We start from the raw sequence: 21,553 nt of genomic DNA, 5'->3' as shown, positions 1-21,553 counted from the left end.
CGTCAGACGCTGTGCGGGACGTCGTCACTTCGCGGCGAAGCGCCGCCCTGGGCCGGCGGGTTGAGCCAGGACTCGTCGGTGGAGAGCTGGAGCAGCTGCCGGACCGCCTTCTGCTGGTCGTAGCCGCGGTGCTGGTCGGCCTGGGCGATCGCGCGCACCAGGTCACCCGTCCCGGTGGAACCGGCGGCCTGCTGCAGGGCCGGGATCCGCTGCCGCAGCTCGGCCAGCTGCGCGTCGAGCGCGGTGCGGACATCGGGGTCCCAGCTGCCCGCGTCGAGTTCGGTGGTCTGGGTGCGCAGCACGGTGGCCAGGGCGCCGGCCCAGTCGCGGTAGCCGTCCGGGTCGTCCGCGGCCGAGCCGCTCGGGCGCCGGCTCGCGGCCTCGTCGATGGCGTCCATCGCCTTCAGATAGTCGAGCTGGGCCGCGGTCGCGTTGCCGGCGTCCTTGCGGACCGAGCCGGTGTGCTGCTCGTCCGGGTCGGTGAAGAAGCAGGTGGCCTTCCGGTCCCCGGTGTCCCAGGAGGCCTGTTCCGGATAGAAGTAGTGCACCACCATGCCGTCGGGGACGGCCCAGTCGTCCATCGCGTAGTTCTGCGCCTGCTGGTCGCAGACCGTGCCGACCTGGCTCTTGCGCGCGTCCGCGTCCGGGTAGGCCTGGCCGGTGAGCAGGGTGTGGCCGACCACCTCGCCGTCGTGCGCGTCCGTGCAGGAGACCTGGTCCACCAGGCCGCCGGAGGTCCGGTTGAAGCAGTCGCCGACCCCCAGGTCCTCGGCCGAGCTGCCGTGGTCGGCGGCGAACGAGCCGCCGGCGTTGTGGGCGAGCGTGGCGGTGGTCACCACACCGAGGGTGGCCAGCAGCCCGAGGCCGGAGAGCACCAGGCCGCTCACGGCCAGGCCGGTGCCGCGCTGGCGGCGGTTGCGGATCTGGACCAGGCCGGTGATCCCGAAGGCGATGCCGAACGGCCACAGGAAGCAGGTCAGCGCGGTGACCAGGGCGGCGACGGCGAAGCCGTTCACGCCGGTGCGCGGTGGCGGGTAGGGCGCCGGGCCCCAGTACCCGCCGTACGGGGCGTGCGCCGCGCTCGGGGGGTACGGGGCGTAGGGCCCCGGGGCGGCCGGGTGGGGCGGGAGGCCGGGGGTGGACGGCGGGGCGAAGGGGTCGAAGGGGGGCGGGGTGGCGGCTGGCGGGGCGTCGGCGGGCGGTGCGTCGGCGGGCATCGGTGATGCGGAGGGGGCGGGGCCGGCTTCGGCCGGCGGGGTGGCGGCCGGCGGGGTGGCGGCCGGCGGGGTGGCGGCCGGCGGGGTGGCGGCCGGCGGGGTGGCGGCCGGCCCGCCCTCGGCAGCCGCCGTCGGCGCCGGCGGGGTGGCGGCCGGTCGCTTGACGAGCGACACGACCTCCTCCCGCGCCGCGTCCTGCTTGTCCTCTGCCGTCATCAGGCCCTTGCCCCCCTGCCCGCCCATGCGCGCACCAGTTCGATGGATGCGCGGACTCTAACCGACCGGGGCGCCGGCCAGCCGCTCAGCCTCGGGCCAGCACCTCGCCGTGCAGCACGGCGAACCAGCCGTCCGGCTGCACCGTCCAGCGCTGCCAGCCCTCGGCGATCGCGGCCAACTCGGCGGCGTCGGCCAGGCCGTGCTCCAGCGCGGTGGCCGCCAGCCCGGAGCCGCGCACCCGCTCCGCCCAGGACTCGCCCCACCACAGCCGCTCGCCGGGTGTGGCGAAGGTCCAACTGGAGCTGCCCGCCGCCACCTCGGTGAACCCGGCCGCCTGCGCCCAGGCCAGCAGCCGCCGCCCGGCGTCCGGCTCGCCCCCGTTGGCCCGGGCCGTGCTCCGGTACAGCTCCAGCCAGGCGGTCAGCTCGGGCAGTTCGGGGTACCAGGTCATGGCCGCGTAGTCGGCGTCCCGGGCGGCCAGCACCCCGCCCGGCGCCAGCACCCGGCGCAGCTCGCGCAGCACGGCCACCGGGTCGGCCACGTGCTGCAGCGTCTGGTGGGCGTGGATGACGTCGAACTCGCCTTCACCGTAATTCAGTTGGTGCGCGTCGCCGACCTCGAAGACGACGTTGTCCAGCCCCCGCCCGGCGACGTGGGCGGCGGCCTGCGCCAGCACCTCGGCCGAGGTGTCCACGGCCACCACGCGTCCGGTGGGGCCGACCAGCTCGGCCAGGTCGGCGGTGATCGTGCCGGGGCCGCAACCGACGTCCAGCAGCGCCTGCCCGGGCCGCAGCTCGGGCAGCAGATAGGCGGCCGAATTGGCCGCGGTGCGGCTGCGGTGCGAGCGCAGTACCGCCTCCTGATGGCCGTGCGTGTAGACAGTCCGATGCTCGGTCATGACCGGTCCCCTCCATGGCTGGTGTGGCCTTCAGCGGCCCTTCGAGCTTAACCAGCGTCTCAGTTGGCAAGAAATTCTGTCTCGCAATACGGGACGGCAGGACATGGACCTTTCCGGCTCCGAGCAGCCGGGCGAATAATCGAGCCATGGGAAAGAGCTACGACCGAATCGACGGCAGGCTCCGTACGTTCATCGAGGCCCAGCCGATCTTCTTCACCGCCACCGCCCCGCTCGCCGGGGACGGCCATGTGAACCTCTCGCCCAAGGGCCGGGCCGGCACCCTGGCGGTCCTGGACGAGCTGACCCTCGCCTACCTGGACTTCGGCGGCAGCCACGCGGAGACCATCGCGCACCTGCGCGAGAACGGGCGGATCACGCTGATGTGGTGCGCCTTCACCGGCCCGCCCACCGTGGTGCGGGTGCACGGCCGCGGCGAGCCGGTCTTCCGTGACGACCCGCGCTTCGCCGAGCTGCTGACCCGCTTCGCCCCCGAGGCGGACGGGCCGGGCCTGCGGGCGATCGTGCTGGTGCGGGCGGAGCGGATCAGCGACTCCTGCGGGTTCGCGGTGCCGTTCCTGGAGTACCGCGAGGAGCGCCCGCTGCACGCCGACTACTTCGGCCGCAAGAGCGAGCAGGAGTTCGCCGACTACTGCGCCGCCAAGGAGTACGTCGGGGTGAGCGTGGACGGCCTGCCCGGCCTGCCGCTCCCGCTGCCGCCCCGGCCGTGACCGCAGCGGCCCCGCGGCACCGTACGGTGGAGGGCATGCCCAACCGCCCGTACGTGCTGCTCAGTGCCGCGATGTCGATCGACGGCTACCTGGACGACGCCTCCCCCGAGCGGCTGCTGCTCTCCAACGCCGCCGACTTCGACCGGGTGGACGAGCTGCGCGCCGACTGCGACGCCATCCTGGTCGGCTCCACCACGCTGCGCCGCGACAACCCGCGCCTGCTGGTCAACCACCCCGACCGGCGGGCGGCCCGGGTGGCCGCCGGGCGAGCGGCCCACCCGCTCAAGGTGACCCTGAGCGCGCGCGGCGACCTCGCGCCCGACCTGCGGTTCTGGCACACCGGCGAGGGCCGGCTGGTGTACACCACCGACCGGGCGGCCGAGCGGCTGCGCGGCACGCTGGACGGGCTCGCGGAGGTGGTCGCGCTCGGCCCCCTGGTCGACCTCGGCGCACTGCTCGACGACCTCGGCCGGCGCGGGGTCGGCCGGCTGCTGGTGGAGGGCGGCGGCTCGGTGCACACCCAGTTCCTGGCCGAGGGGCTGGCCGACGAGCTGCAGCTGGCCGTCGCGCCGCTGCTGGTCGGGCAGGCGACCGCGCCCCGCTTCGTCAACCCGGCCGAGTTCCCCGGCGGGAGCACCCGGCGGCTGCGGCTGCTGGCGGCCCAGCCCGTCGGCGACGTCGTCCTGCTCCGCTACGCCCCCAAGGAGTCCACCCCGTGACCGACCGGACCGATCTCGACTTCCTCGCCCGCGCCGTCGAACTGTCCCGGCGGTGCCCGCCCTCCGCCGGCGCCTTCTCGGTCGGCGCGGTGATCGTCGGCGCCGACGGCGAGGTGCTCGCCGAGGGCCACAGCCGCGAGGGGGACCCGGTGGTGCACGCCGAGGAGTCCGCCCTCGGCAAGCTGGCGCCCGGCGACCCGCGGCTGCGCGCCGCCACCCTGTACAGCTCGCTGGAACCGTGCAGCCGCCGCGCCTCGCGCCCGCACCCCTGCGCCGACCTGGTGATCGCCGCCGGGATTCCCCGGGTGGTGCTGGCCTGGCGCGAACCGGACCTGTTCGTCACCGGCTGCGAGGGCGTGGACCGGCTCACCGCCGCCGGGGTGCGGGTGGTGGAGCTGGCCGAGCTGGCGGACGAGGCCCGGGCGGTCAACGCGCACCTGCTCGGCTGAGCGCGCCCGCCTTTTGTATCATCGGGGAACATAATCTCCCGCGCCCCGAGGAGCCAGGCATGTCCGCCGTCACCGAACTGTCCGTCCGCGCCCTGCTGCTCGACATGGACGGGACGCTGGTCAACTCCGACGCCGCCGTTGAGCGCTGCTGGCGGCGCTGGGCGGAGCGCCACGGGCTGGACGCGGACGCCGCGATGCACGTGGTGCACGGCCGCCAGGGCCACCTGAGCATGGCGATCCTGCTGCCGGACCGGCCGGTGGAGGAGAACCTGGCCGAGAACCGGATCATGCTCGCCGAGGAGAGCGCGGACACCGAGGGCATCGTCGAGGTCCCCGGCGCCACCGCCTTCCTGGCCGCACTGGCCCCCCACCCGCACGCCCTGGTCACCTCCGCCGACCTGGCCCTCGCCCGCACCCGGATGGCGGCCGCCGGCCTGCCGATGCCCGAACTCGCCATCACCGCCGAGTCGGTCGGCGCCAGCAAGCCCGACCCCGAGGGCTTCCTCAAAGCCGCCGCCGCCCTCGGCATCGACCCCACCCACTGCCTGGTCTTCGAGGACTCCCAGGCCGGCATCGAAGCCGCCCACGCCGCGGGCATGCGAGTCATCGGCGTCGGCCCGCGCGCCGCCGCCCACGCCCCGACGGCGCACGTGGACACCCTGCAGCAGATCCGCCTCACCCCGGGGCCGGACGGCACCCTCCTGGTCCGGGTCACGGCCTGACGGCGGACGCTGCCGGCTTGCCGCTTTGCCGCATCATGGGTGGACAGCGCTGTTGGCGGTGCGTCACACGTTGAACCTGAACGTTGAGTGCAGAGCAGCGACCTGCGGAAACGTCGTTTCGGAGGGGCTCCTCCCAGCACCGTCCCAGCACGGGCGGGTCAGTAGTGGTACCGAGCAGCGAGGATGACGATCTCCTTGTCCGTTACCAGGTAGACAAGGCGGTGCTCGTCGTCGATCCTCCGCGACCACACCCCAGGCAGGTGGTACTTCAAAGGTTCAGGCTTGCCGACCCCGGAGAAGGGGTCACGCCTGACGTCCTCGATGAGCTTGTTGATCCGGGCGAGCATCTTGCGGTCGTTCTTGAGCCAGGATGTGTAGTCCTCCCAGCCCTGATCCTCGAAGACCAGCCTCACGCGGCACCCGTACCCGCGTCCGCCGACTCGGGATCGATCAGCTCACGCTCGGACAGGTTGACGTTGGCCAGGGCGTTCTCATACGCCTTGAGGAGCCGCCGAGCGTTCGCCGGAGAGCGCAGCAGGTACGAGCCCTCACTCAACGCCGCGTAGTCCTCGGCCGAGACAAGTACGGCATTGCCGTGCTTGGAGACGATCTCGATGGCCTCGTGGTTCTCGTTGACCTTCTTGATCAGCGGAAAGAGTTCCTTGCGGGCTTCGCTCGCAGTGATGGACATGACCGGACCCCTCCCTCAAGTGGTACCTAATAACGTACCACTCTCGACGTTCGCTCGACGGGTGAACAGCTGACGGGCAGCCAGATTTCCCAGCACCATGCCAGCACGGGAAACAAGCAGGGCCCGACTCCGTAGAGCCGGGCCCCTTGTGACCTGCATGTTTGCCACGTCAGCGACGTGGTGTTCTTTCATCCGCTCACACGTTGAAGCGGAACATTCAGCACAGGGCTGCGACCTGCGGGAACACAGCCTTGGAAGTGGTCATCCAGCACCCATCCAGCACGGTGCGGACTTGTCCAGCGCATCCAGCACACGCAACCGCGATCACGCCCCACATAGCGAAGCGTTGTGTACACATGGAACACTCGGTACGCTTGGGCGCTATGACGCAGCCACTGCCCATAGAGTCCATCCGGGATGTGCGCGCACACCTGGCCGAGGTCGTGGAGCGAGCCGATCGGGACGACGTGCCCACGGTGATCACACGCCGAGGCAGGGAGGTCGCCGCCGTCGTCTCCATCGAGGTACTGCGCAAGTACCAGGAATGGGAAGAGCGCGAGATCAACCGGATCATCGATGAACGAATGGCGAACCCGGCCCCCGGTATCCCGATCGAGGACATCATGAGGGAGACCCTGGCTCGCAGTGAGTGAGCACCGAACCGTATTCCGACCTGAGGCTCAGGCCGAGCTTCGGAAGATTCCCCGCGACATTGCACTGCGCATCCTGGCCAAGCTGACCGAGCTGGAGAGCGATCCCCTCGGCTTCAACACCACCGCGCTCGTGTCGCAGCCCGAACGTCGGCGCCTGCGAGTCGGCGACTACCGGGTCGTCTACACGATCGACAACGGGGAGCTGGTGGTGTGGGTCGTGCACGTCGGGCATCGCTCCACCGTTTACGGCACCTGACACCGGCTGATCCAGCGTCAGGATATCCAGCACCTATCCAGCACCTATCCAGCACGGTGCGAACGAAGGGGTCGACCCCCAGAGGAGCCGACCCCTTTCGACCTGCATGCTTGACGAATCACCTAGCGTGCAGTAATGAGTCGATCACACGTTGAAGCGGAACTCCACCACGTCGCCGTCCTGCATGACGTAGTCCTTGCCCTCGATGCGGGACTTGCCCTTGGCGCGGGCCTCGGGGATGGAGCCGCAGTCGACCAGGTCGTCGAAGGAGACGATCTCGGCCTTGATGAAGCCCTTCTGGAAGTCGGTGTGGATCACGCCGGCGGCCTCGGGGGCGGTGGCGCCCTTCTTGATGGTCCAGGCGCGCACCTCCTTGGGGCCGGCGGTGAGGTAGGTCTGCAGGCCGAGGGTGTCGAAGCCGACGCGGCCGAGGGTGGCCATGCCGGGCTCTTCCTGGCCCATGGACTGGAGGAGTTCGAGGGCGTCGGCGTCGTCCATGCCGATCAGCTCGGACTCGATCTTGGCGTTCAGGAAGATCGCCTCGGCGGGGGCGACCAGGGCGCGCAGGCCGTCCTTGAAGTCCTCGTCGGTCAGCTCGTCCTCGTCGACGTTGAAGACGTAGAGGAAGGGCTTGGTGGTGAGCAGGTGCAGCTCGCGGACCGAGGTGGCGTCGAAGCCGGCCTCGAAGAGGGTCTTGCCGGACTCCAGGACCTTCTGGGCGGCCTCGGCGGCGGCCAGCGTGGCGGCCGACTCCTTCTTGAGGCGGGCTTCCTTCTGCAGGCGCGGCAGCACCTTCTCGACCGACTGCAGGTCGGCCAGGATCAGCTCGGTGTTGATGGTCTCGATGTCGTCCTTGGGCGAGACCTTGCCGTCCACGTGGACCACGTCGGGGTCGTTGAAGGCGCGGATGACCTGGCAGATCGCGTCCGACTCACGGATGTTGGCGAGGAACTTGTTGCCCAGGCCCTCGCCCTCCGAGGCGCCGCGGACGATGCCGGCGATGTCCACGAAGTCGACGGTGGCGGGCAGGATCCGCTCCGAGCTGAAGATCTCGGCGAGCTTGGCCAGGCGGGCGTCCGGGACACCGACCACGCCGACGTTCGGCTCGATGGTGGCGAACGGGTAATTGGCCGCCAGGACGTCGTTCTTGGTCAGGGCGTTGAACAGAGTCGACTTGCCGACGTTCGGCAGGCCGACGATTCCGATCGTGAGCGACATGAAGCGAGATCCCGTGGGCTTGGAGGGCGTGGAGCGGCACCGTACGGGCCGACCGCCCAGTCTAACGGGGCAGGACACGGAGCAGGTCTTGAGGCGTCATTACCCAAGGTGATGTAAATCGGACCGTACGTTGGGCATGTGGAGCAGAGCATCCGAACCCAGCCGCCCGGGCCCCGACCCCGACCGCCAGCCGGCGGCAGGTCGCGCGAGGCCGCCGTTCCGGGGCCGGCCGCGCCCCGCGATGCCGTCACCGTACGGCCGTCCCGTCTCCGCCCCACCTCCGGTGGACCCGCGCCGCTGATCCGGCTGCGGCAGCGGCTGGGGCGGGGCGGGTCCGGTGCGGAGGCGGCCAGACGGCCCGGGCCGCCGACCCGGCTGACCGCGATCGGCACCGGCCTGCTCTCGGTGCTCGGCACCCTCGCCTTCGGGCTGCTCGACCAACTGTTCTTCGGCGGCCTCGGGGTGCTGTTCGGGCTCGGGTTCCTGGTGGTCTGCTTCCAGAGCGCGGTGCGGGTGCGGCTCGCCGACCTGCCGGCCGCGCCGATCAGCGGGCCGATCGCGTTCGCACTGGCCATCGGGCTGCTCGGGCCCGCACCGCTGCCCGGGGTGATCGGTCAGCTGCTGGCACTGGCCGGCGGGCTGGCGCAGCGCGCGGGGTGGCTGTTCGCCGGGACGGGGCTGGCCACCGTCATCGTCGCCGCGCGGTTCGTCGCCCAGCGCCGGATCCGCCGCAGCCGCTGAGCGACCAGCGGATCCGGCGGGCCTGCCAGCGGGACTGCCCGCGCGCCTGGCGGCGCGTCAGCGTCCGGGACCGGCCGCGGCCATCGCGGCGCCGACGATGCCCGCGTCGTTGCGCAGTTCGGCCGGCACCACCGTGGCCGCCCGCTTGCTGAGCAGCGGCAGGAACTTCTCGTGCTTGCGGCTGACGCCGCCGCCGATGATCACCAGCTGCGGCGAGAAGAGCCGCTCCACCAGATCCAGGTACTCGTCCACCCGGACCGCCCAGTCCGCCCAGCTCAGCTCGTGCCGCTCACGGGCGGCGGCCGAGGCCCGGCGCTCGGCGTCCTTGCCGCGCAGCTCCAGGTGGCCCAGTTCGGTGTTCGGCACCAGCTTGCCGTCCACGAAGAGCGCGCTGCCGATCCCGGTGCCGAAGGTCAGCACCAGCACCACGCCCTGCTGGTCGCGGCCCGCGCCGTGCGCGATCTCGGCCAGTCCGGCGGCGTCCGCGTCGTTGAGCACGGTCGCGGGCAGGTCGAGCGACTCGCGGAACAGGCCCTCGGCGTCCAGGTCGATCCAGCCCTGGTCCACGTTGGCGGCGGTGCGGGTGCGACCGCCGACCACCACCCCGGGGAAGGTCAGACCGACCGGGCCGCGGTAACCGAAGTGGTCGACCACCTCGCGCACCGCGGCGACGACCGCTTCGGGGGCGGCGGGGTGCGGGGTGAGCACCTTGAACCTCGGCTCGGTCACCTCACCGCGGGTCACGTCCACCGGGGCACCCTTGATGCCGGTGCCGCCGATGTCCACGCCGAACAGTACGGATCCTGCGGGTGCCGTCACGTCGCCTCCTCAAGGACACAAGCGAGCGGGTCCGGGCCCGGCCGGCCGGCCGGGCCTCACCGTACGACCGTACGAGAGGTGGCGCCCGAAAGCAGCCGGGACGCCGCCACAGCGTCAGGTCGCCACGGCACCGGTCAGAGCTTGCCCGCCGCCTCGGCGCGCAGGTCGCGGCGCAGCTCCTTGGGCAGCGAGAAGGTGAGCGTCTCCTCGGCGGTGCGCACCGTCTGGACGTCCTCGAAGCCGCGCTCGGCCAGCCAGCCGAGCACGCCCTGGACCAGGATCTCCGGCACCGAGGCGCCGCTGGTCAGGCCCACCGTGGTGACGCCGGTCAGCCAGGCCTCGTCCAGCTCCTCGGCGAAGTCGACCAGGTGCGCGGCCTTGGCGCCGTACTCCAGGCCGACCTCGACCAGGCGGACCGAGTTGGAGGAGTTCTTGGAGCCGACCACGATCAGCAGGTCGGTCTCGGGGGCGATCTGCTTGACCACCACCTGGCGGTTCTGGGTGGCGTAGCAGATGTCGTCGCTGGGCGGGGAGACCAGCAGCGGGAAGCGCTTCTTCAGCTCGCCGACGGTGGCCATGGTCTCGTCCACCGAGAGGGTGGTCTGGGAGAGCCAGACGACCTTGGACTCGTCGCGCACCTGGACGTTGGCGACGTCCTCGGGGCCGTCGACCAGGTGGATCCGCTCCGGGGCCTCGCCCATGGTGCCGACCACCTCCTCGTGGCCCTCGTGGCCGACGAGCAGGATGTCGTAGTCCTCGTCGGCGAACCGGACGGCCTCCTTGTGGACCTTGGTCACCAGGGGGCAGGTGGCGTCGATGGTGGCGAGCTTGCCGGCCTTCGCCTCGTCGTGCACCGAGGGGGCCACGCCGTGCGCGGAGAAGACCACGATCGAGCCCTCGGGCACCTCCTCCGTCTCGTCGACGAAGATCGCGCCCTGCTTCTCCAGGGTCTGCACGACGTACTTGTTGTGGACGATCTGCTTGCGGACGTAGATCGGCGCCCCGTACTGCTCCAGGGCCTTCTCCACGGCGATGACGGCGCGGTCGACGCCCGCGCAGTAGCCCCGGGGGGCGGCGAGCAGGACGCGGCGCGAAGCGGTGGTCGACATGGCACCTATCGTACGGGCGGCCACCGGGGCCGGTGTGCCGCGCCGAGAACCCGGGGCCTGCGGGTCGGGTCCGGCGTTCGGTGATCAAATCTGAGGAATGAGCGATCGAGTCGGACCAGGTGGTCTGCGGCGCAGTCTCGGCCTGCGCGATCTGGTGGTCTACGGGCTGCTCTTCATCGCGCCGATGGCACCGGTGGGGGTCTTCGGGGTGCTGGACGCCAAGAGCCACGGCGCGGTGGCGGCGGTCTACCTGGCGGCCACCGTGGCGATGGGCTTCACCGCCTTCTCGTACGCGCAGATGGTGCGCGCGGTGCCGCGCGCCGGTTCGGTCTTCGCGTACGCCCGGGCCGGGCTGGGCGAGGGGCCCGGCTTCGTCGCCGGCTGGATGGCGATGCTCGACTACCTGCTGATCCCGGCGGTCGCCTACCTCTTCTCGGGCATCGCGCTGCACTCCCTGGTGCCGGGCGTGTCGCGGTGGGTGTGGACCGTGCTGGCCGTGCTGGTCACCACCGCGCTCAACCTGGCCGGGGTGCGCACGGCCGCCGCGGTGGGCTTCGCGGTGCTGGTGATGGAGATCGCGGTGCTGGTGGTCTTCGTGGTGGCGGCGCTGGTGGTGCTGGTGCGGGACGGGGCGGCGCGGCCGCTGCTCTCGCCGCTGGTGGGCACCGGGGGCTTCTCGCCGGCGGCAGTGCTGAGCGCGGTGAGCGTGGCGGTCCTGTCCTACCTGGGCTTCGACGCGATCGCCTCGTTCGTGGAGGAGGCGGTGGGCGCGTCGGCGGCGGTGGCCCGGGCGGTGCTGCTCTGCCTGGTGCTGGCCGGGGTGCTCTTCGTCGTGCAGACCTACCTGGCGGCGCTGCTGGAGCCGCTCACCCCCGAGCAGCTGGCCGCGCGCCCCGCCGCGCAGGGCTCGGCCTTCTACGACACGGTGCAGAGCGCGGTCGGCGGCTGGCTGCACACGCTGGTCGCGGTGAGCAAGGCGATCGGCGCCGCCTTCGCCGCACTGGCCGGGCAGGCGGCGGCCGGCCGGCTGCTCTTCGCGATGGCCCGCGAGGGGCGGCTGCCGCGCCGGCTCTCGGTGGTGGACCCGGGCTCGGGCGTGCCGCGCCGGGCACTGCTGGTCGCGGCGGTGGTGACGCTGGCCGCGGCGGGCTGGGCGGCGGGGCGCGACGACGGGCTCGACCAGCTGACCTCGGTGGTGGACATCGGCGCGCTGACCGCCTTCGCGCTGCTGCACGCCTCGGTGATCGGCTGGTACGCCGTGCGCAACGGCTCGCGGGACTGGCTGCGGCACGTGCTCGCACCGGTGCTGGGCATCGCGGTGATCGTCGCGGTGGTCCAGCAGGCCACGCACACCGCGCAGCTGGTGGGGGCGGTGTGGCTGGCGGCGGGGCTGTTGGTGCTGCTGGCCCAGCGGGGGCGCGGGGCGCGCGGATCGGGCGGCGCTGTCGGCCGCTCGCGCTAGCCTCAGGGGCATGGCCAACAGCAGCTCCCCCGAAGCCCCGCTCCCGGTCGCCAAGGTCTCGCAGCTGATCGGTGGCTGGGTGGACCGGCTGGGCGCGGTCTGGGTGGAGGGCCAGATCACCCAGCTCAGCCGGCGCACCGGCATGCAGTTCCTGACGCTGCGTGATGTCGAGCACGACGTCTCACTCGTCGTCACCTGCTTCCGCTCGGTGCTCGAACCGCTCGCCGACACCCTGCACGAGGGCTCCCGGGTGCTGGTGTACGCCAAGCCCGAGTGGTACACGGCGCGCGGCACCCTCTCGCTGCGGGCCACCGAGGTCCGGCTGGTGGGGCTCGGCGAGCTGCTGGCCCGGCTGGAGCAGCTCAAGCGCAGGCTGGCCGACGAGGGCCTGTTCGCCAGCGAGCGCAAGCGGCCGCTGCCGTTCCTGCCCGGCTGCGTCGGGCTGGTGACCGGCCGCGCCTCGGCCGCCGAACGGGACGTGCTGGAGGTGGCCCGGCGCCGCTGGCCCGCGGTCCGCTTCGAGGTGCGCAACGTGCTGGTGCAGGGCGCGCAGGCGGCTGGCCAGGTGAGCGCGGCGGTGCGGGAGCTGGACGACCACCCCGAGGTGGACGTGATCATCGTGGCCCGCGGCGGCGGCAGCGTGGAGGACCTGCTGCCCTTCTCCGACGAGGAGCTGTGCCGCACCGTGGCGCAGGTCCGCACCCCGGTGGTGAGCGCGATCGGGCACGAGCCGGACCAGCCGCTGCTCGACTTCGTCGCCGACCTGCGGGCGGCCACCCCCACCGACGCGGCCAAGCGGGTGGTCCCCGACGTGGGCGAGGAGCAGGCCCGGGTGCGGCAGCTGCGCGACCGGGCCCGGCGGATGGTCACCGAGCTGGTGCGGCGCGAGGAGCACGGGCTGGCCACCGTGCGCACCCGCCCCGCGCTGGCCGCGCCGCACCGGCTGGTGGCCGAGCGGGGGCAGGAGCTCACGGCGCTGGTCGAGCGCGCCCGGCGGACGCTGGGGCACCGGCTGGACCGGGCCGAGTCGGACCTGGGGCACACGCTGGCCCGGGTGGTGGCGCTCTCCCCCGCCGCCACGCTGGAGCGCGGCTACGCGGTGCTGCAGCGGCCGGACGGGCAGGTGATCACCGATCCGGCGCTGCTCACGGCGGGCGAGGAGCTGCACGCCCGGGTGGCGGGCGGCGGCTTCGGGGTTCGGGTCGGCCGGCTCGACGAGGACGGGCTCGCCGCGGCGCGACCCGACGGGGACGGGCCCGACGAGGGCCAGGTGCCGCGGACTCCCTAGCTAGGGCCGCGGGCGGTTGCGGGAGAGCGGCACCGAGTGCTCGGCGAAGCCGAGGCTGCGGTAGAGCTGCTCGCCGCCCTCGGTCGCGTGCAGGTCGATCCGGGTCACCCGCTGCTCGTCGAACCAGGCCAGCAGCGCCGCGGTGCAGGCCCGGGCGTAGCCGCGGCGGCGGTGCGCCGGGTCGGTGCAGATGTTGAAGACGAAGCCGAAGCGGCCCTCGGGGTGGCCGGGCGCCGGCAGCCGCTGCTCCAGGGTGCCGACCGCGCAGGCGGCCAGCCGGCCGGGGGCCGTGGCGTCGTCGACCACGAAGGCGGGCATGGTGGTGCGGCCCGGGTCGGCGAGCCGCTCGCGCAGCAGCGCCTCGGCCCGCTGCTGCCAGGGGCCGGGGCGGAGCTCGCCCTGCATCGCCTCGAACATCAGCAGGCGCAGCCTGACCAGCTCCGGGGCGTCCTCGGGCCGAGCCTGTCGTACAGCGGTCGTCGAACCTGTGTCGGTCATGGCGCCCGACCGTAGCGAGCGGGCCCGCGCGGGCGCAGCTGGATTTGTCGGGGCCTGCCCCTACGCTGAGCCCATGGCCGACGAGGAGACCGCAAGCAGCACGACACCCGATCAGCTGGGCTACGAGCAGGCCCGGGACGCCCTGATGGAGGTGGTCCGCCGGCTGGAGACCGGGGGCACCACGCTGGAGGAGTCGCTGGCCCTGTGGGAGCGCGGCGAGGAGCTGGCCAAGGTCTGCCAGCGCTGGCTGGACGGCGCCCGGGCGCGGCTGGAGGCCGTGCTGGCGGCCGAGCAGCAGGCGGACGGCGCCGGGGAGGGCGGCAGGGCCGGCGAGTGAGCCGGTCCGGCGGCGGTGCGAGCGGAGTGAGTCAGGTCACTCCACTTGAGAAATGGTTGAAACTTCACCTACATTGGTCCATGTGAGCGGCACTCGGCCGCCCGTACCGATCCAGCATGAGGTGCAGCACCATGACCACCGGCAATGACGCTCTCGTTCTCGACACCGCCGCCCAGGACCTGCTCTTCCGTGAGGCCCGCACCGCCAACACCTTCACCGACGAGCCGGTCAGCGACGAGCAGGTCCAGGCCGTCTACGACCTGGTGAAGTACGCGCCCACCGCCTTCAACCAGCAGGCCCTGCGCGTCGTCCTGGTCCGCAGCGCCGAGGCCCGCGAGCGCCTGGTGGCGCAGATGTCCGACGGCAACAAGGCCAAGACCGCCAGCGCCCCGCTGGTCGCGATCCTGGCCGCCGACAACGAGTTCCACGAGGAGCTGCCGGCCCAGTTCCCGGCGTTCCCGCAGGCCAAGGACGTCTTCTTCAGCGAGCGCCCGGTGCGTGAGAACTCCGCGCGCTTCAACGCCGCGCTGCAGGTCGGCTACTTCATCATCGGTGTGCGCGCCGCCGGCCTGGCCGCGGGCCCGATGACCGGCTTCAACGCCGAGGGCATCAACAAGGAGTTCTTCGCCGACGGCGACCACTCGGTGCTGGCCGTGGTCAACCTCGGCAAGCCGGGCGCCGACGCCTGGTACCCGCGTTCGCCGCGCCTGGCCTACGACGAGGTCGTCACCACCGTCTGAGCCACCGCGCCGCACAGCGTGCCGCGAATGGCCGTGGGCCCGGTCCCCGAGAGGGACCGGGCCCACGGCCATTCGCGTCGGTGCGTCGGACAGACCCTAGGACTTGAGTGCCTGGGCCAGCTCGCCCAGCTCCTGGTAGGAGGCGCTGCCGGTGACCAGGGTGGTGTCCGAGCCGCTGGTGACGGTCAGGCCGCGGTAGCTGTCGCCCTGGTAGCGGGACCAGTCCTGCCCGGCGATGGTCGCACTGCCGTCCGGTGCGTAGCCCGTGACGATGCTCTTGAGCAGGTCGGCCTTCGGCGCGTTGCTCTGCTCCACCGCCGCGTACTTGCCGTCCGGCGTCACGAAGCCCAGGTGCCAGCCGGCGTGGCCCTCGGCATCCGAGGGCTGGTAGGTCACCGAGGTCGCCCGCCACTTGTCCGAGAGCCCCTCGGGAGCCGCGATCGGGTACGGCGCCGCACGCTTGGCCGAAGCCAGCGCGGCGCTGTAGTCCACCACGTGCACGGGGTCGCCGTCGGTGCTGTGCGGGATGGTGAGGTACGCCACCAGGGCGACGCCCATCACGGCCACCATCGACAGGATCATGTCCCGGACGGTCTGCCGCCCTCTGCTGCTTGCTGCCACCCCCACATGGTGAACCATCACCGCTTCCGGGCCGACCACCGGGGTCCTCCGTGGCACCGCAAACCGCCCATAACGACGCAGAAGCGCAGGTAGAGGGGACCCGCGCCACAGACAGTCATTCCATCCACAGATACGATCGGATGACCCTCATCGCAGCGCTCGACCAGACAGTAGTCGACCGCTGACTGGCCGTCGCGTACAGAGAGGTAACGACGATGACCACGCAGCACCCCTCCCACCTTCCGCGTTCGCTGGAGGTGGCCCCGGAGGCCCCGGACCGCAACCTGGCCCTGGAGCTCGTCCGGGTCACCGAAGCCGCGGCCATGGCCGCCGGCCGCTGGGTCGGCCGTGGCGACAAGAACGGCGCCGACGGCGCGGCCGTCAAGGCCATGCGCACGCTCGTCTCGACCGTCTCGATGAACGGCGTCGTCGTCATCGGGGAAGGCGAGAAGGACGAAGCCCCGATGCTCTACAACGGCGAACGGGTCGGCGACGGCACCGGCGCCGAGTGCGACGTGGCCGTGGACCCGGTGGACGGCACCACGCTGACCGCCAAGGGCATGGCCAACGCGGTCGCCGTACTGGCCGTCGCCGACCGCGGCACCATGTTCGACCCGAGCGCCGTCTTCTACATGGACAAGCTCGTCACCGGCCCCGAGGCCGCCGAATTCGTCGACATCACCGCCCCGCCGGCGGTGAACATCCGCCGGGTCGCCAAGGCCAAGGGCAGCTCGGTCGAGGACGTCACGGTGATGATCCTGGACCGCCCGCGCCACGAGCAGCTGGCCCGTGAGGTCCGCGAGGCGGGCGCCCGGATCAAGTACATCGCCGACGGCGACGTGGCCGGCGCGATCATGACCGCCCGCGAGGGCACCGGCGTCGACCTGCTGCTCGGCGTCGGCGGCACCCCCGAGGGCATCATCGCGGCCTGCGCGATGAAGTGCATGGGCGGCGTGATCCAGGGCCGGCTGTGGCCCAAGGACGAGGCCGAGAAGCAGCGGGCGCTGGACGCCGGCCACGACCTGGACCGGGTGCTGACCACCAACGACCTGGTCAGCGGCGAGAACGTGTTCTTCGTGGCCACCGGCATCACCGACGGCGAGCTGCTGCGCGGTGTGCACTACCGCCACGAGACCGCCACCACCAGCTCGCTGGTGATGCGCTCCAAGAGCGGCACGATCCGGCAGATCGACTCCGTCCACAAGCTGTCCAAGCTGCGGGCGTACAGCGCGATCGACTTCGACCGGGCGAACTGACACCTCGCACGAACGGCGCTGGGCGCGGCCCCCTCGGGGGTCGCGCCCAGCGCCGTTCTGTTGCCGCGCCGCCGCGGTCGCCGGGTGCCGGGTCGCCGTTCTGCCGTGCCGCCGGGCGCCGGGTTGCCGCGGCGCACCGCCGGCCGGCGACGGCGCCGCTCAGCCCGCTATCCGCCCGGGCTCGGGCACCCGGCGCCGGGCAGCCCCGCGCTGGCCGGAGACCAGCTGGGCCTCGGCGCGCAGCTCGACGTCGCGGCGCCGCCGACGGGCCAGCACCACCCGCCGCTCGGCCGCCGTCAGCCCGCCCCACACGCCGTACGGCTCCGGCTGGGCGAGCGCGTGCTCGCGGCAGGAGAGCAGCACCGGGCAGCGGGCACAGACCTGCTTGGCGTGCTCCTCACGGGCCAGCCGGGCGGCCGTCGGCTCCTTGGAGGGCGCGAAGAACAGGCCCGCCTCGTCCCGGCGGCAGGCCGCGCCGGTGTGCCACGGGTTCTCCTCGGAGTGGTCGAGCCCGACCGCCGCGGGCGCACTCAGCGGGGCACCCCCGGACCCGCGCCGCTCGGTTGCGGCCCGGACGACGTCGGTGGTGCTGGGCTCGATCTGGTGCAGCACGGCGAACTCCTGACACAGCTCGGGAAAGGCTCGCGACACTGCCCGGCTGCCGCCCTGAGTGCCGTACGACGCCGTCTGACCGCAGCCGTTCAAGAAAACGATGTGCCGGAGGAATTACCCCGCACGATCCCGGTTCATGCACACCGTGTTCGTCCGGCCACAGCCTGCACTCGGGTCAACCAGTCGTGCCGGAAAAGGAGTTGACGGAACACCAGATTCCATCTGATGCTCCGTCAGACCATCGGGCGATGAGCTGCGCAAACCCGCGCCCGTCAGTCGCCCAGCTGCTTGCGCGCCCACTCCTTGAGCTTCTTGCCGCGGCGCGGCTTGGCGTCACAGCCGCCGAAGATCGCACTCCCCTTGACCCGGACCACCGGTGCGTACGGGTCGGCCGCGGTCTGCTCACGCACGTCGAAGCCACCGAAGACGCCGACCCCGCTGCCGATCAGCGTGACGTTCTCCGGCACCCGGATCGAGACCCCGCCGAACATCGCGGAGACCTCGATCAGCACCTCGGGGGCCTCGAAGACCGCGTCCGTCAGGTCGAGGTCCACGCCGCCGAAGATCGCCGTCGCGCGGATGTGCGAGCCGACCCGCCAGCGCCCCTTGCGGGTCGCACCGCCGAAGACCGCCACCAGGCTGGCCGACTCCTCGCGGGCCGGCGGCAGCGGGGCGGCGGCCGGCGCCGGGGCCGGGCGCGGAGCGTCGCCGGGCAGCGGCTGATGGGCGGGAAGGTCGCGGGTCAGCGGAGCCAGCTCGCCCAGCGTCTTGGCGCTGTAGGCCGCCTCGATCCGCTCGGAGTGCTCCTCGACGGTCAGCCGGCCCTCGGCGTAGGCGTCGCGCAGCAGCTCGGCGATCCGCTCCCGGTCGGCGTCCGAGGCGCGCAGCTCGGCCTCGGCCACCGGAGCATGGGGCGCCGGCGCGGCATCGGCCTTGCGCAGCGGGACGGGCTGGTCGGACGGCGCGGGTGACGGCGTATTCTCCACGTCCCTCAGCCTAGGGGCTGCACCCGCCCCGAACGAGGGGTATCAGGGTCGACTCCGGGTGCTCTTAGGGTCGGCAGCGGGTCCCCCTGAGGGTCGCCGACGTGACGCCGGTCACCCCGGCTCACCCGGGCGCGGCGCCACCGCCCGCGGGTTCTAACCTGGAAGGCGCTTCGCCGACGCAGCACCCCCGATCCGTGAAGGACCTCGCATGGCACCCACGCCAGACTTCGCCTACTCCGACCTCCTCCCGCTCGGGGCCGACCCGACCCCGTACCGCAAGCTGACCTCCGAGGGTGTCAGCACCTTCGAGGCGGGCGGACGGCGCTTCCTGCAGGTCGAGCCGGAGGCCCTGCGGCTGCTCACCGCCGAGGCGATGCACGACATCTCGCACTACCTGCGCCCCGCGCACCTGGCCCAGCTGCGCCGGATCCTGGACGACCCGGAGGCGAGCCCGAACGACCGCTTCGTGGCGCTGGACCTGCTGAAGAACGTCAACATCTCGGCCGGCGGCATCCTGCCGATGTGCCAGGACACCGGCACCGCGATCGTGATGGGCAAGCGCGGCCAGAACGTGCTGACGCAGGGCGGCGACGAGGCCGCGATCGCCCGCGGTGTCTTCGACGCCTACACCAAGCTCAACCTGCGCTACTCGCAGATGGCCCCGCTGACCATGTGGGACGAGAAGAACACCGGCTCCAACCTGCCGGCCCAGATCGAGCTCTACGCGACCGACGGCGACGCGTACAAGTTCCTCTTCATGGCCAAGGGCGGCGGCAGCGCCAACAAGTCGTACCTGTACCAGGAGACCAAGGCGATTCTCAACGAGAAGAGCATGCTCTCCTTCCTGGAGCAGAAGATCCGCGGGCTCGGCACCGCCGCCTGCCCGCCGTACCACCTGGCCATCGTGGTCGGCGGCACCAGCGCCGAGTTCGCGCTGAAGACCGCCAAGTACGCCTCGGCGCACTACCTGGACGAGCTGCCGACCAGCGGCGACGCGGCCACCGGCCACGGCTTCCGGGACCTGGAGCTGGAGGCCAAGGTCGTCGAGCTGACCCAGAAGATCGGCATCGGCGCCCAGTTCGGCGGCAAGTACTTCTGCCACGACGTGCGGGTCGTCCGGCTGCCGCGGCACGGCGCCTCGCTGCCGGTCGCGATGGCCGTCTCCTGCTCGGCCGACCGCCAGGCGCTCGGCAAGATCACGGCGGAGGGCGTCTTCCTGGAGCAGCTGGAGACCGACCCGGCCAAGTACCTGCCGGAGACCACGGACGACCACCTGGACGACTCGGTGGTGCGGGTCGACCTCAACCGGCCGATGGCGGAGATCCGGGCCGAGCTCTCCAAGCACCCGGTCAAGACCCGGCTGTCGCTGACCGGCACCCTGGTCGTGGCGCGCGACATCGCGCACGCCAAGATCAAGGAGCGGCTGGACGCCGGCGAGGGCATGCCCCAGTACCTCAAGGACCACCCGGTCTACTACGCCGGCCCGGCCAAGACCCCCGAGGGCTACGCCTCCGGCTCCTTCGGCCCCACCACGGCGGGCCGGATGGACTCCTACGTCGACCAGTTCCAGGCGGCCGGCGGCTCGATGGTGATGCTGGCCAAGGGCAACCGCTCCAAGCAGGTCACCCAGGCCTGCGCCACGCACGGCGGCTTCTACCTCGGCTCGATCGGCGGCCCCGCGGCCCGTCTCGCCCAGGACTGCATCAAGAAGGTCGAGGTCCTGGAGTACGCGGAGCTCGGCATGGAGGCGGTCTGGCGGATCGAGGTCGAGGACTTCCCGGCGTTCATCGTGGTGGACGACAAGGGCAACGACTTCTTCTCCGAGGTCACCGACGGCCCGCTGATCACCAGCATCCGGGTCCGCTCGTAGCTCTCGGGCGCTGTGCCCCGGAGCGGTCCTCGCTCCGGGGCACTGTCATGCCTGGCCGGTCTCGAAGCGGCTGACCTTGCCGTCCTCGACGGTGAACCGCCACGCGGTGCGCATCTCGCCCCAGGTCTCGTTGCGGAAGTTGGCGATCAGCGCCCGACCGCCGTCCGACTCGGTCTGCACCTCCATGTGGCCGCGGCTGGAGAAGATCTCCTTGTCGATCCACTCCACGAGGTCGCGGTCCGAGCCGTCGTCGGTCATCGTCGCGCCCTCGGTGAGCAGGGCGAGGAAGGCGGCGCGGTCTCCCGCGTTGATCGCGGTCACGAGGGCGCGCACGGTCGGGTCGGAGAGCTTGGCGGGGGCGATGGTCATCTGATGCATCCTCATGTGTGGGGGACTGGGGACTACTCCCGCACTGTCGCACGCAGGATCGATGCCCCCGGGCGCGAAAAGCCCGTCTCTTTATGCCTGTTCACCCGTACGGGGCATATGCACCGCGCGCTGGCATCGGCAATGTGGTTCGTCCGCAGATGATGTGAAGGCTCATCACATATCTGGAACCACAAGGATGGTGTCGCATGCTCCTTCGGTCCCCCGCCCGGCCCCGGCGACGTCTGATGACCGCCGCCGCCGTGGTCACCCTCGGCCTTGCGCCGCTGACCGCTGCGGCAGTCGCCGGTGCGGCGACGCCGTCGGACTCCCGCCTCGAGGTCGTCCGGATGAACCCCGACCCGGTTCCGGCCGGCGGGCAGACCGTTGTGCACGGTTTCGTCGCCAACAACGGCCCCGACACCACCGCCAGCCCGATCACCATGACGATCCTGTTCCCCGTCGGGAGCTACGCGGCGGAGCCGTTCTTCCCGACCGACTGCCAGCCCGGCATGGGCGGGCACAGCGTCACCTGCGTCTTCCCGGCCGGTCTGCTCCCCGGGCGGTCGGCCACGGCGCTGATCCCGGCCGACGTCTATGCGGGCACCCCCGCCGGGACCGTGCTGACGGGCGGGAGGGTGACGGTGACCAGCCCCGACGACCCGAACCCGACAGGCCACAGTCAGCCGTTCGAGATCCTGGTGCGCTGACCCGCCCTGAACGCAGCAGAGCCCCCGGAGGTTCCGGGGGCTCTGCGCGCGTAGCTACGGTGGCCAACTACGCGATGCAATCAAGCCAAACTCAGATGCGTCCGACGCCGGTCACTGTGAGGCGACGATCGAACCAAGAGGCCCGACGGTGCCGTTGCCGCTCGCCTGTGCGGGCGCCGCGGGCGCCGGCGTCGCAGCGACGTTGCTGGGCTCAACATGCTGGTCGCCAGCCTGCTCCGTCGCCTGGACAGCGCTCGTCAGGACGCTGTCCGCCTCGTCGGTCTGCTCGGGGAGCGCGATCGGAGTGTTGTTGTCGGCCATCGCCGAACCACCTCTCGGGTGCCAGTACTGAAGCGCCCCGGGCGGTCTGT

The 21,553-nt window shown here is 72.0% G+C and carries 25 protein-coding genes and 1 pseudogene; 13 read left to right on the top strand and 13 right to left on the bottom strand.

Annotated elements, in window-relative coordinates; all coding sequences use genetic code 11:
• Nucleotides 1–2: 2 nt before the first annotated feature.
• Nucleotides 3–1,460, bottom strand: a complete 1,458-nt coding sequence (locus OG500_RS23355) for a DUF4190 domain-containing protein (protein ID WP_329583166.1) — start codon at nucleotides 1,458–1,460, stop codon at nucleotides 3–5.
• Nucleotides 1,461–1,518: 58 nt separating this feature from the next.
• Nucleotides 1,519–2,331 carry a methyltransferase domain-containing protein gene (locus OG500_RS23350; RefSeq protein WP_329583163.1) on the bottom strand — a complete coding sequence of 271 codons (813 nt, stop codon included), beginning with the start codon at nucleotides 2,329–2,331 and terminating at the stop codon, nucleotides 1,519–1,521.
• A gap of 146 nt (nucleotides 2,332–2,477) precedes the next feature.
• Here OG500_RS23350 and OG500_RS23345 point away from each other — a divergent pair, with 146 nt between their 5' ends.
• From OG500_RS23345 to OG500_RS23335, 3 genes and pseudogenes are all read left to right on the top strand, one after another.
• The gene (locus tag OG500_RS23345; protein WP_329583161.1) at nucleotides 2,478–3,059 is read left to right on the top strand and encodes a pyridoxamine 5'-phosphate oxidase family protein; all 582 of its coding nucleotides are present in this window, start codon (nucleotides 2,478–2,480) and stop codon (nucleotides 3,057–3,059) included.
• Between the two features lie 35 nt (nucleotides 3,060–3,094).
• A pseudogene (locus tag OG500_RS23340) lies at nucleotides 3,095–4,227 on the top strand (dihydrofolate reductase family protein).
• Between the two features lie 59 nt (nucleotides 4,228–4,286).
• Nucleotides 4,287–4,949, top strand: a complete 663-nt coding sequence (locus OG500_RS23335; protein WP_327068776.1) for an HAD-IA family hydrolase — start codon at nucleotides 4,287–4,289, stop codon at nucleotides 4,947–4,949.
• A 158-nt stretch (nucleotides 4,950–5,107) separates the two neighbouring features.
• Here the strand turns inward: OG500_RS23335 and OG500_RS23330 are convergent, their stop codons facing one another.
• Both OG500_RS23330 and OG500_RS23325 read right to left on the bottom strand, forming a co-directional pair.
• Nucleotides 5,108–5,362, bottom strand: a complete 255-nt coding sequence (locus OG500_RS23330; protein WP_329583158.1) for a Txe/YoeB family addiction module toxin — start codon at nucleotides 5,360–5,362, stop codon at nucleotides 5,108–5,110.
• Nucleotides 5,359–5,640, bottom strand: coding sequence for a type II toxin-antitoxin system Phd/YefM family antitoxin (locus OG500_RS23325; protein WP_327068768.1), 282 nt, complete (start codon nucleotides 5,638–5,640; stop codon nucleotides 5,359–5,361). The genes OG500_RS23330 and OG500_RS23325 overlap by 4 nt, the downstream gene beginning before the upstream one ends.
• A 383-nt stretch (nucleotides 5,641–6,023) precedes the next feature.
• Here OG500_RS23325 and OG500_RS23320 point away from each other — a divergent pair, with 383 nt between their 5' ends.
• Complete coding sequence (locus OG500_RS23320; RefSeq protein ID WP_329583153.1) at nucleotides 6,024–6,293, top strand: type II toxin-antitoxin system Phd/YefM family antitoxin; 270 nt, start codon at nucleotides 6,024–6,026, stop codon at nucleotides 6,291–6,293.
• Complete coding sequence (locus tag OG500_RS23315; RefSeq protein ID WP_329583150.1) at nucleotides 6,286–6,549, top strand: type II toxin-antitoxin system RelE family toxin; 264 nt, start codon at nucleotides 6,286–6,288, stop codon at nucleotides 6,547–6,549. Before OG500_RS23320 ends, OG500_RS23315 begins: the two co-directional genes overlap by 8 nt.
• A gap of 144 nt (nucleotides 6,550–6,693) precedes the next feature.
• On the opposite strand, the gene ychF is transcribed toward OG500_RS23315, so the two are convergent.
• Nucleotides 6,694–7,767 carry a redox-regulated ATPase YchF gene (ychF, locus tag OG500_RS23310; RefSeq protein ID WP_327068689.1) on the bottom strand — a complete coding sequence of 358 codons (1,074 nt, stop codon included), beginning with the start codon at nucleotides 7,765–7,767 and terminating at the stop codon, nucleotides 6,694–6,696.
• A gap of 138 nt (nucleotides 7,768–7,905) precedes the next feature.
• On the opposite strand from ychF, the gene OG500_RS23305 reads away from it, so the two are divergent.
• Entirely contained in the window at nucleotides 7,906–8,508 is a 603-nt protein-coding gene (locus OG500_RS23305; RefSeq protein ID WP_327068688.1) for a DUF6542 domain-containing protein, read from the top strand.
• Nucleotides 8,509–8,565: 57 nt separating this feature from the next.
• Here OG500_RS23305 and ppgK read toward each other — a convergent pair whose 3' ends face one another.
• The gene (gene ppgK / locus OG500_RS23300; RefSeq protein WP_327068687.1) at nucleotides 8,566–9,327 is read right to left on the bottom strand and encodes a polyphosphate--glucose phosphotransferase; all 762 of its coding nucleotides are present in this window, start codon (nucleotides 9,325–9,327) and stop codon (nucleotides 8,566–8,568) included.
• 134 nt (nucleotides 9,328–9,461) lie between these two features.
• The gene (locus tag OG500_RS23295; protein ID WP_327068686.1) at nucleotides 9,462–10,436 is read right to left on the bottom strand and encodes a 4-hydroxy-3-methylbut-2-enyl diphosphate reductase; all 975 of its coding nucleotides are present in this window, start codon (nucleotides 10,434–10,436) and stop codon (nucleotides 9,462–9,464) included.
• Nucleotides 10,437–10,533: 97 nt separating this feature from the next.
• Between OG500_RS23295 and OG500_RS23290 the strand changes: the two genes are divergently transcribed.
• Both OG500_RS23290 and xseA read left to right on the top strand, forming a co-directional pair.
• Nucleotides 10,534–11,898 (top strand): APC family permease, encoded by a 1,365-nt coding sequence (locus OG500_RS23290; protein ID WP_327068685.1) that lies wholly within the window; start codon nucleotides 10,534–10,536, stop codon nucleotides 11,896–11,898.
• Nucleotides 11,899–11,908: 10 nt separating this feature from the next.
• Nucleotides 11,909–13,186, top strand: a complete 1,278-nt coding sequence (gene xseA, locus OG500_RS23285) for an exodeoxyribonuclease VII large subunit (RefSeq protein WP_327068684.1) — start codon at nucleotides 11,909–11,911, stop codon at nucleotides 13,184–13,186.
• Here xseA and OG500_RS23280 read toward each other — a convergent pair whose 3' ends face one another.
• Complete coding sequence (locus tag OG500_RS23280) at nucleotides 13,187–13,684, bottom strand: GNAT family N-acetyltransferase (protein WP_329583143.1); 498 nt, start codon at nucleotides 13,682–13,684, stop codon at nucleotides 13,187–13,189.
• Between the two features lie 73 nt (nucleotides 13,685–13,757).
• On the opposite strand from OG500_RS23280, the gene OG500_RS23275 reads away from it, so the two are divergent.
• The gene (locus OG500_RS23275; RefSeq protein ID WP_327068682.1) at nucleotides 13,758–14,021 is read left to right on the top strand and encodes an exodeoxyribonuclease VII small subunit; all 264 of its coding nucleotides are present in this window, start codon (nucleotides 13,758–13,760) and stop codon (nucleotides 14,019–14,021) included.
• Between the two features lie 131 nt (nucleotides 14,022–14,152).
• Nucleotides 14,153–14,761: a malonic semialdehyde reductase gene (locus OG500_RS23270; protein ID WP_327068681.1), complete on the top strand. Its 609-nt coding sequence runs from the start codon at nucleotides 14,153–14,155 to the stop codon at nucleotides 14,759–14,761.
• A gap of 96 nt (nucleotides 14,762–14,857) precedes the next feature.
• On the opposite strand, the gene OG500_RS23265 is transcribed toward OG500_RS23270, so the two are convergent.
• A complete protein-coding gene (locus OG500_RS23265; protein ID WP_327068680.1) occupies nucleotides 14,858–15,400 on the bottom strand; it encodes a DUF4245 domain-containing protein in 543 nt (180 codons plus the stop codon).
• 197 nt (nucleotides 15,401–15,597) lie between these two features.
• Here OG500_RS23265 and glpX point away from each other — a divergent pair, with 197 nt between their 5' ends.
• Entirely contained in the window at nucleotides 15,598–16,638 is a 1,041-nt protein-coding gene (gene glpX / locus OG500_RS23260) for a class II fructose-bisphosphatase (RefSeq protein ID WP_327068679.1), read from the top strand.
• 159 nt (nucleotides 16,639–16,797) lie between these two features.
• On the opposite strand, the gene OG500_RS23255 is transcribed toward glpX, so the two are convergent.
• Both OG500_RS23255 and OG500_RS23250 read right to left on the bottom strand, forming a co-directional pair.
• Nucleotides 16,798–17,172: a WhiB family transcriptional regulator gene (locus OG500_RS23255; RefSeq protein ID WP_329587685.1), complete on the bottom strand. Its 375-nt coding sequence runs from the start codon at nucleotides 17,170–17,172 to the stop codon at nucleotides 16,798–16,800.
• A gap of 350 nt (nucleotides 17,173–17,522) precedes the next feature.
• Nucleotides 17,523–18,236 carry a DUF1707 SHOCT-like domain-containing protein gene (locus OG500_RS23250; protein WP_329583138.1) on the bottom strand — a complete coding sequence of 238 codons (714 nt, stop codon included), beginning with the start codon at nucleotides 18,234–18,236 and terminating at the stop codon, nucleotides 17,523–17,525.
• 208 nt (nucleotides 18,237–18,444) lie between these two features.
• Between OG500_RS23250 and OG500_RS23245 the strand changes: the two genes are divergently transcribed.
• The gene (locus OG500_RS23245; protein WP_329583135.1) at nucleotides 18,445–20,106 is read left to right on the top strand and encodes a fumarate hydratase; all 1,662 of its coding nucleotides are present in this window, start codon (nucleotides 18,445–18,447) and stop codon (nucleotides 20,104–20,106) included.
• A 45-nt stretch (nucleotides 20,107–20,151) separates the two neighbouring features.
• On the opposite strand, the gene OG500_RS23240 is transcribed toward OG500_RS23245, so the two are convergent.
• On the bottom strand, nucleotides 20,152–20,475 hold the full coding sequence (locus OG500_RS23240; protein ID WP_327068676.1) for a nuclear transport factor 2 family protein: 324 nt from the start codon (nucleotides 20,473–20,475) through the stop codon (nucleotides 20,152–20,154).
• Nucleotides 20,476–20,681: 206 nt separating this feature from the next.
• Between OG500_RS23240 and OG500_RS23235 the strand changes: the two genes are divergently transcribed.
• Nucleotides 20,682–21,182: a hypothetical protein gene (locus OG500_RS23235; protein WP_329583132.1), complete on the top strand. Its 501-nt coding sequence runs from the start codon at nucleotides 20,682–20,684 to the stop codon at nucleotides 21,180–21,182.
• A gap of 111 nt (nucleotides 21,183–21,293) precedes the next feature.
• Here OG500_RS23235 and OG500_RS23230 read toward each other — a convergent pair whose 3' ends face one another.
• Nucleotides 21,294–21,503: a hypothetical protein gene (locus OG500_RS23230; protein WP_329583130.1), complete on the bottom strand. Its 210-nt coding sequence runs from the start codon at nucleotides 21,501–21,503 to the stop codon at nucleotides 21,294–21,296.
• Between the last annotated feature and the right edge of the window lie 50 nt (nucleotides 21,504–21,553).

It is taken from the genome of Kitasatospora sp. NBC_01250, assembly GCF_036226465.1.
Classification (GTDB): Bacteria; Actinomycetota; Actinomycetes; order Streptomycetales; family Streptomycetaceae; genus Kitasatospora.
The sequence above is the reverse complement of the archived record's forward strand: the minus strand, read 5'-3'. Positions and strand labels throughout refer to the sequence as shown.

Bases quoted from the DNA above. Each gene is read 5' to 3' on its own strand.
- OG500_RS23355 (WP_329583166.1), bottom strand. From the start codon at position 1,460: ATGGGCGGGCAGGGGGGCAAGGGCCTGATGACGGCAGAGGACAAGCAG.
- OG500_RS23350 (WP_329583163.1), bottom strand. From the start codon at position 2,331: ATGACCGAGCATCGGACTGTCTACACGCACGGCCATCAGGAGGCGGTA.
- OG500_RS23345 (WP_329583161.1), top strand. From the start codon at position 2,478: ATGGGAAAGAGCTACGACCGAATCGACGGCAGGCTCCGTACGTTCATC.
- OG500_RS23335 (WP_327068776.1), top strand. From the start codon at position 4,287: ATGTCCGCCGTCACCGAACTGTCCGTCCGCGCCCTGCTGCTCGACATG.
- OG500_RS23325 (WP_327068768.1), bottom strand. From the start codon at position 5,640: ATGTCCATCACTGCGAGCGAAGCCCGCAAGGAACTCTTTCCGCTGATC.
- OG500_RS23320 (WP_329583153.1), top strand. From the start codon at position 6,024: ATGACGCAGCCACTGCCCATAGAGTCCATCCGGGATGTGCGCGCACAC.
- ychF (WP_327068689.1), bottom strand. From the start codon at position 7,767: ATGTCGCTCACGATCGGAATCGTCGGCCTGCCGAACGTCGGCAAGTCG.
- OG500_RS23295 (WP_327068686.1), bottom strand. From the start codon at position 10,436: ATGTCGACCACCGCTTCGCGCCGCGTCCTGCTCGCCGCCCCCCGGGGC.
- OG500_RS23290 (WP_327068685.1), top strand. From the start codon at position 10,534: ATGAGCGATCGAGTCGGACCAGGTGGTCTGCGGCGCAGTCTCGGCCTG.
- xseA (WP_327068684.1), top strand. From the start codon at position 11,909: ATGGCCAACAGCAGCTCCCCCGAAGCCCCGCTCCCGGTCGCCAAGGTC.
- OG500_RS23280 (WP_329583143.1), bottom strand. From the start codon at position 13,684: ATGACCGACACAGGTTCGACGACCGCTGTACGACAGGCTCGGCCCGAG.
- OG500_RS23275 (WP_327068682.1), top strand. From the start codon at position 13,758: ATGGCCGACGAGGAGACCGCAAGCAGCACGACACCCGATCAGCTGGGC.
- OG500_RS23270 (WP_327068681.1), top strand. From the start codon at position 14,153: ATGACCACCGGCAATGACGCTCTCGTTCTCGACACCGCCGCCCAGGAC.
- OG500_RS23265 (WP_327068680.1), bottom strand. From the start codon at position 15,400: ATGGTTCACCATGTGGGGGTGGCAGCAAGCAGCAGAGGGCGGCAGACC.
- glpX (WP_327068679.1), top strand. From the start codon at position 15,598: ATGACCACGCAGCACCCCTCCCACCTTCCGCGTTCGCTGGAGGTGGCC.
- OG500_RS23245 (WP_329583135.1), top strand. From the start codon at position 18,445: ATGGCACCCACGCCAGACTTCGCCTACTCCGACCTCCTCCCGCTCGGG.
- OG500_RS23240 (WP_327068676.1), bottom strand. From the start codon at position 20,475: ATGACCATCGCCCCCGCCAAGCTCTCCGACCCGACCGTGCGCGCCCTC.
- OG500_RS23235 (WP_329583132.1), top strand. From the start codon at position 20,682: ATGCTCCTTCGGTCCCCCGCCCGGCCCCGGCGACGTCTGATGACCGCC.
- OG500_RS23230 (WP_329583130.1), bottom strand. From the start codon at position 21,503: ATGGCCGACAACAACACTCCGATCGCGCTCCCCGAGCAGACCGACGAG.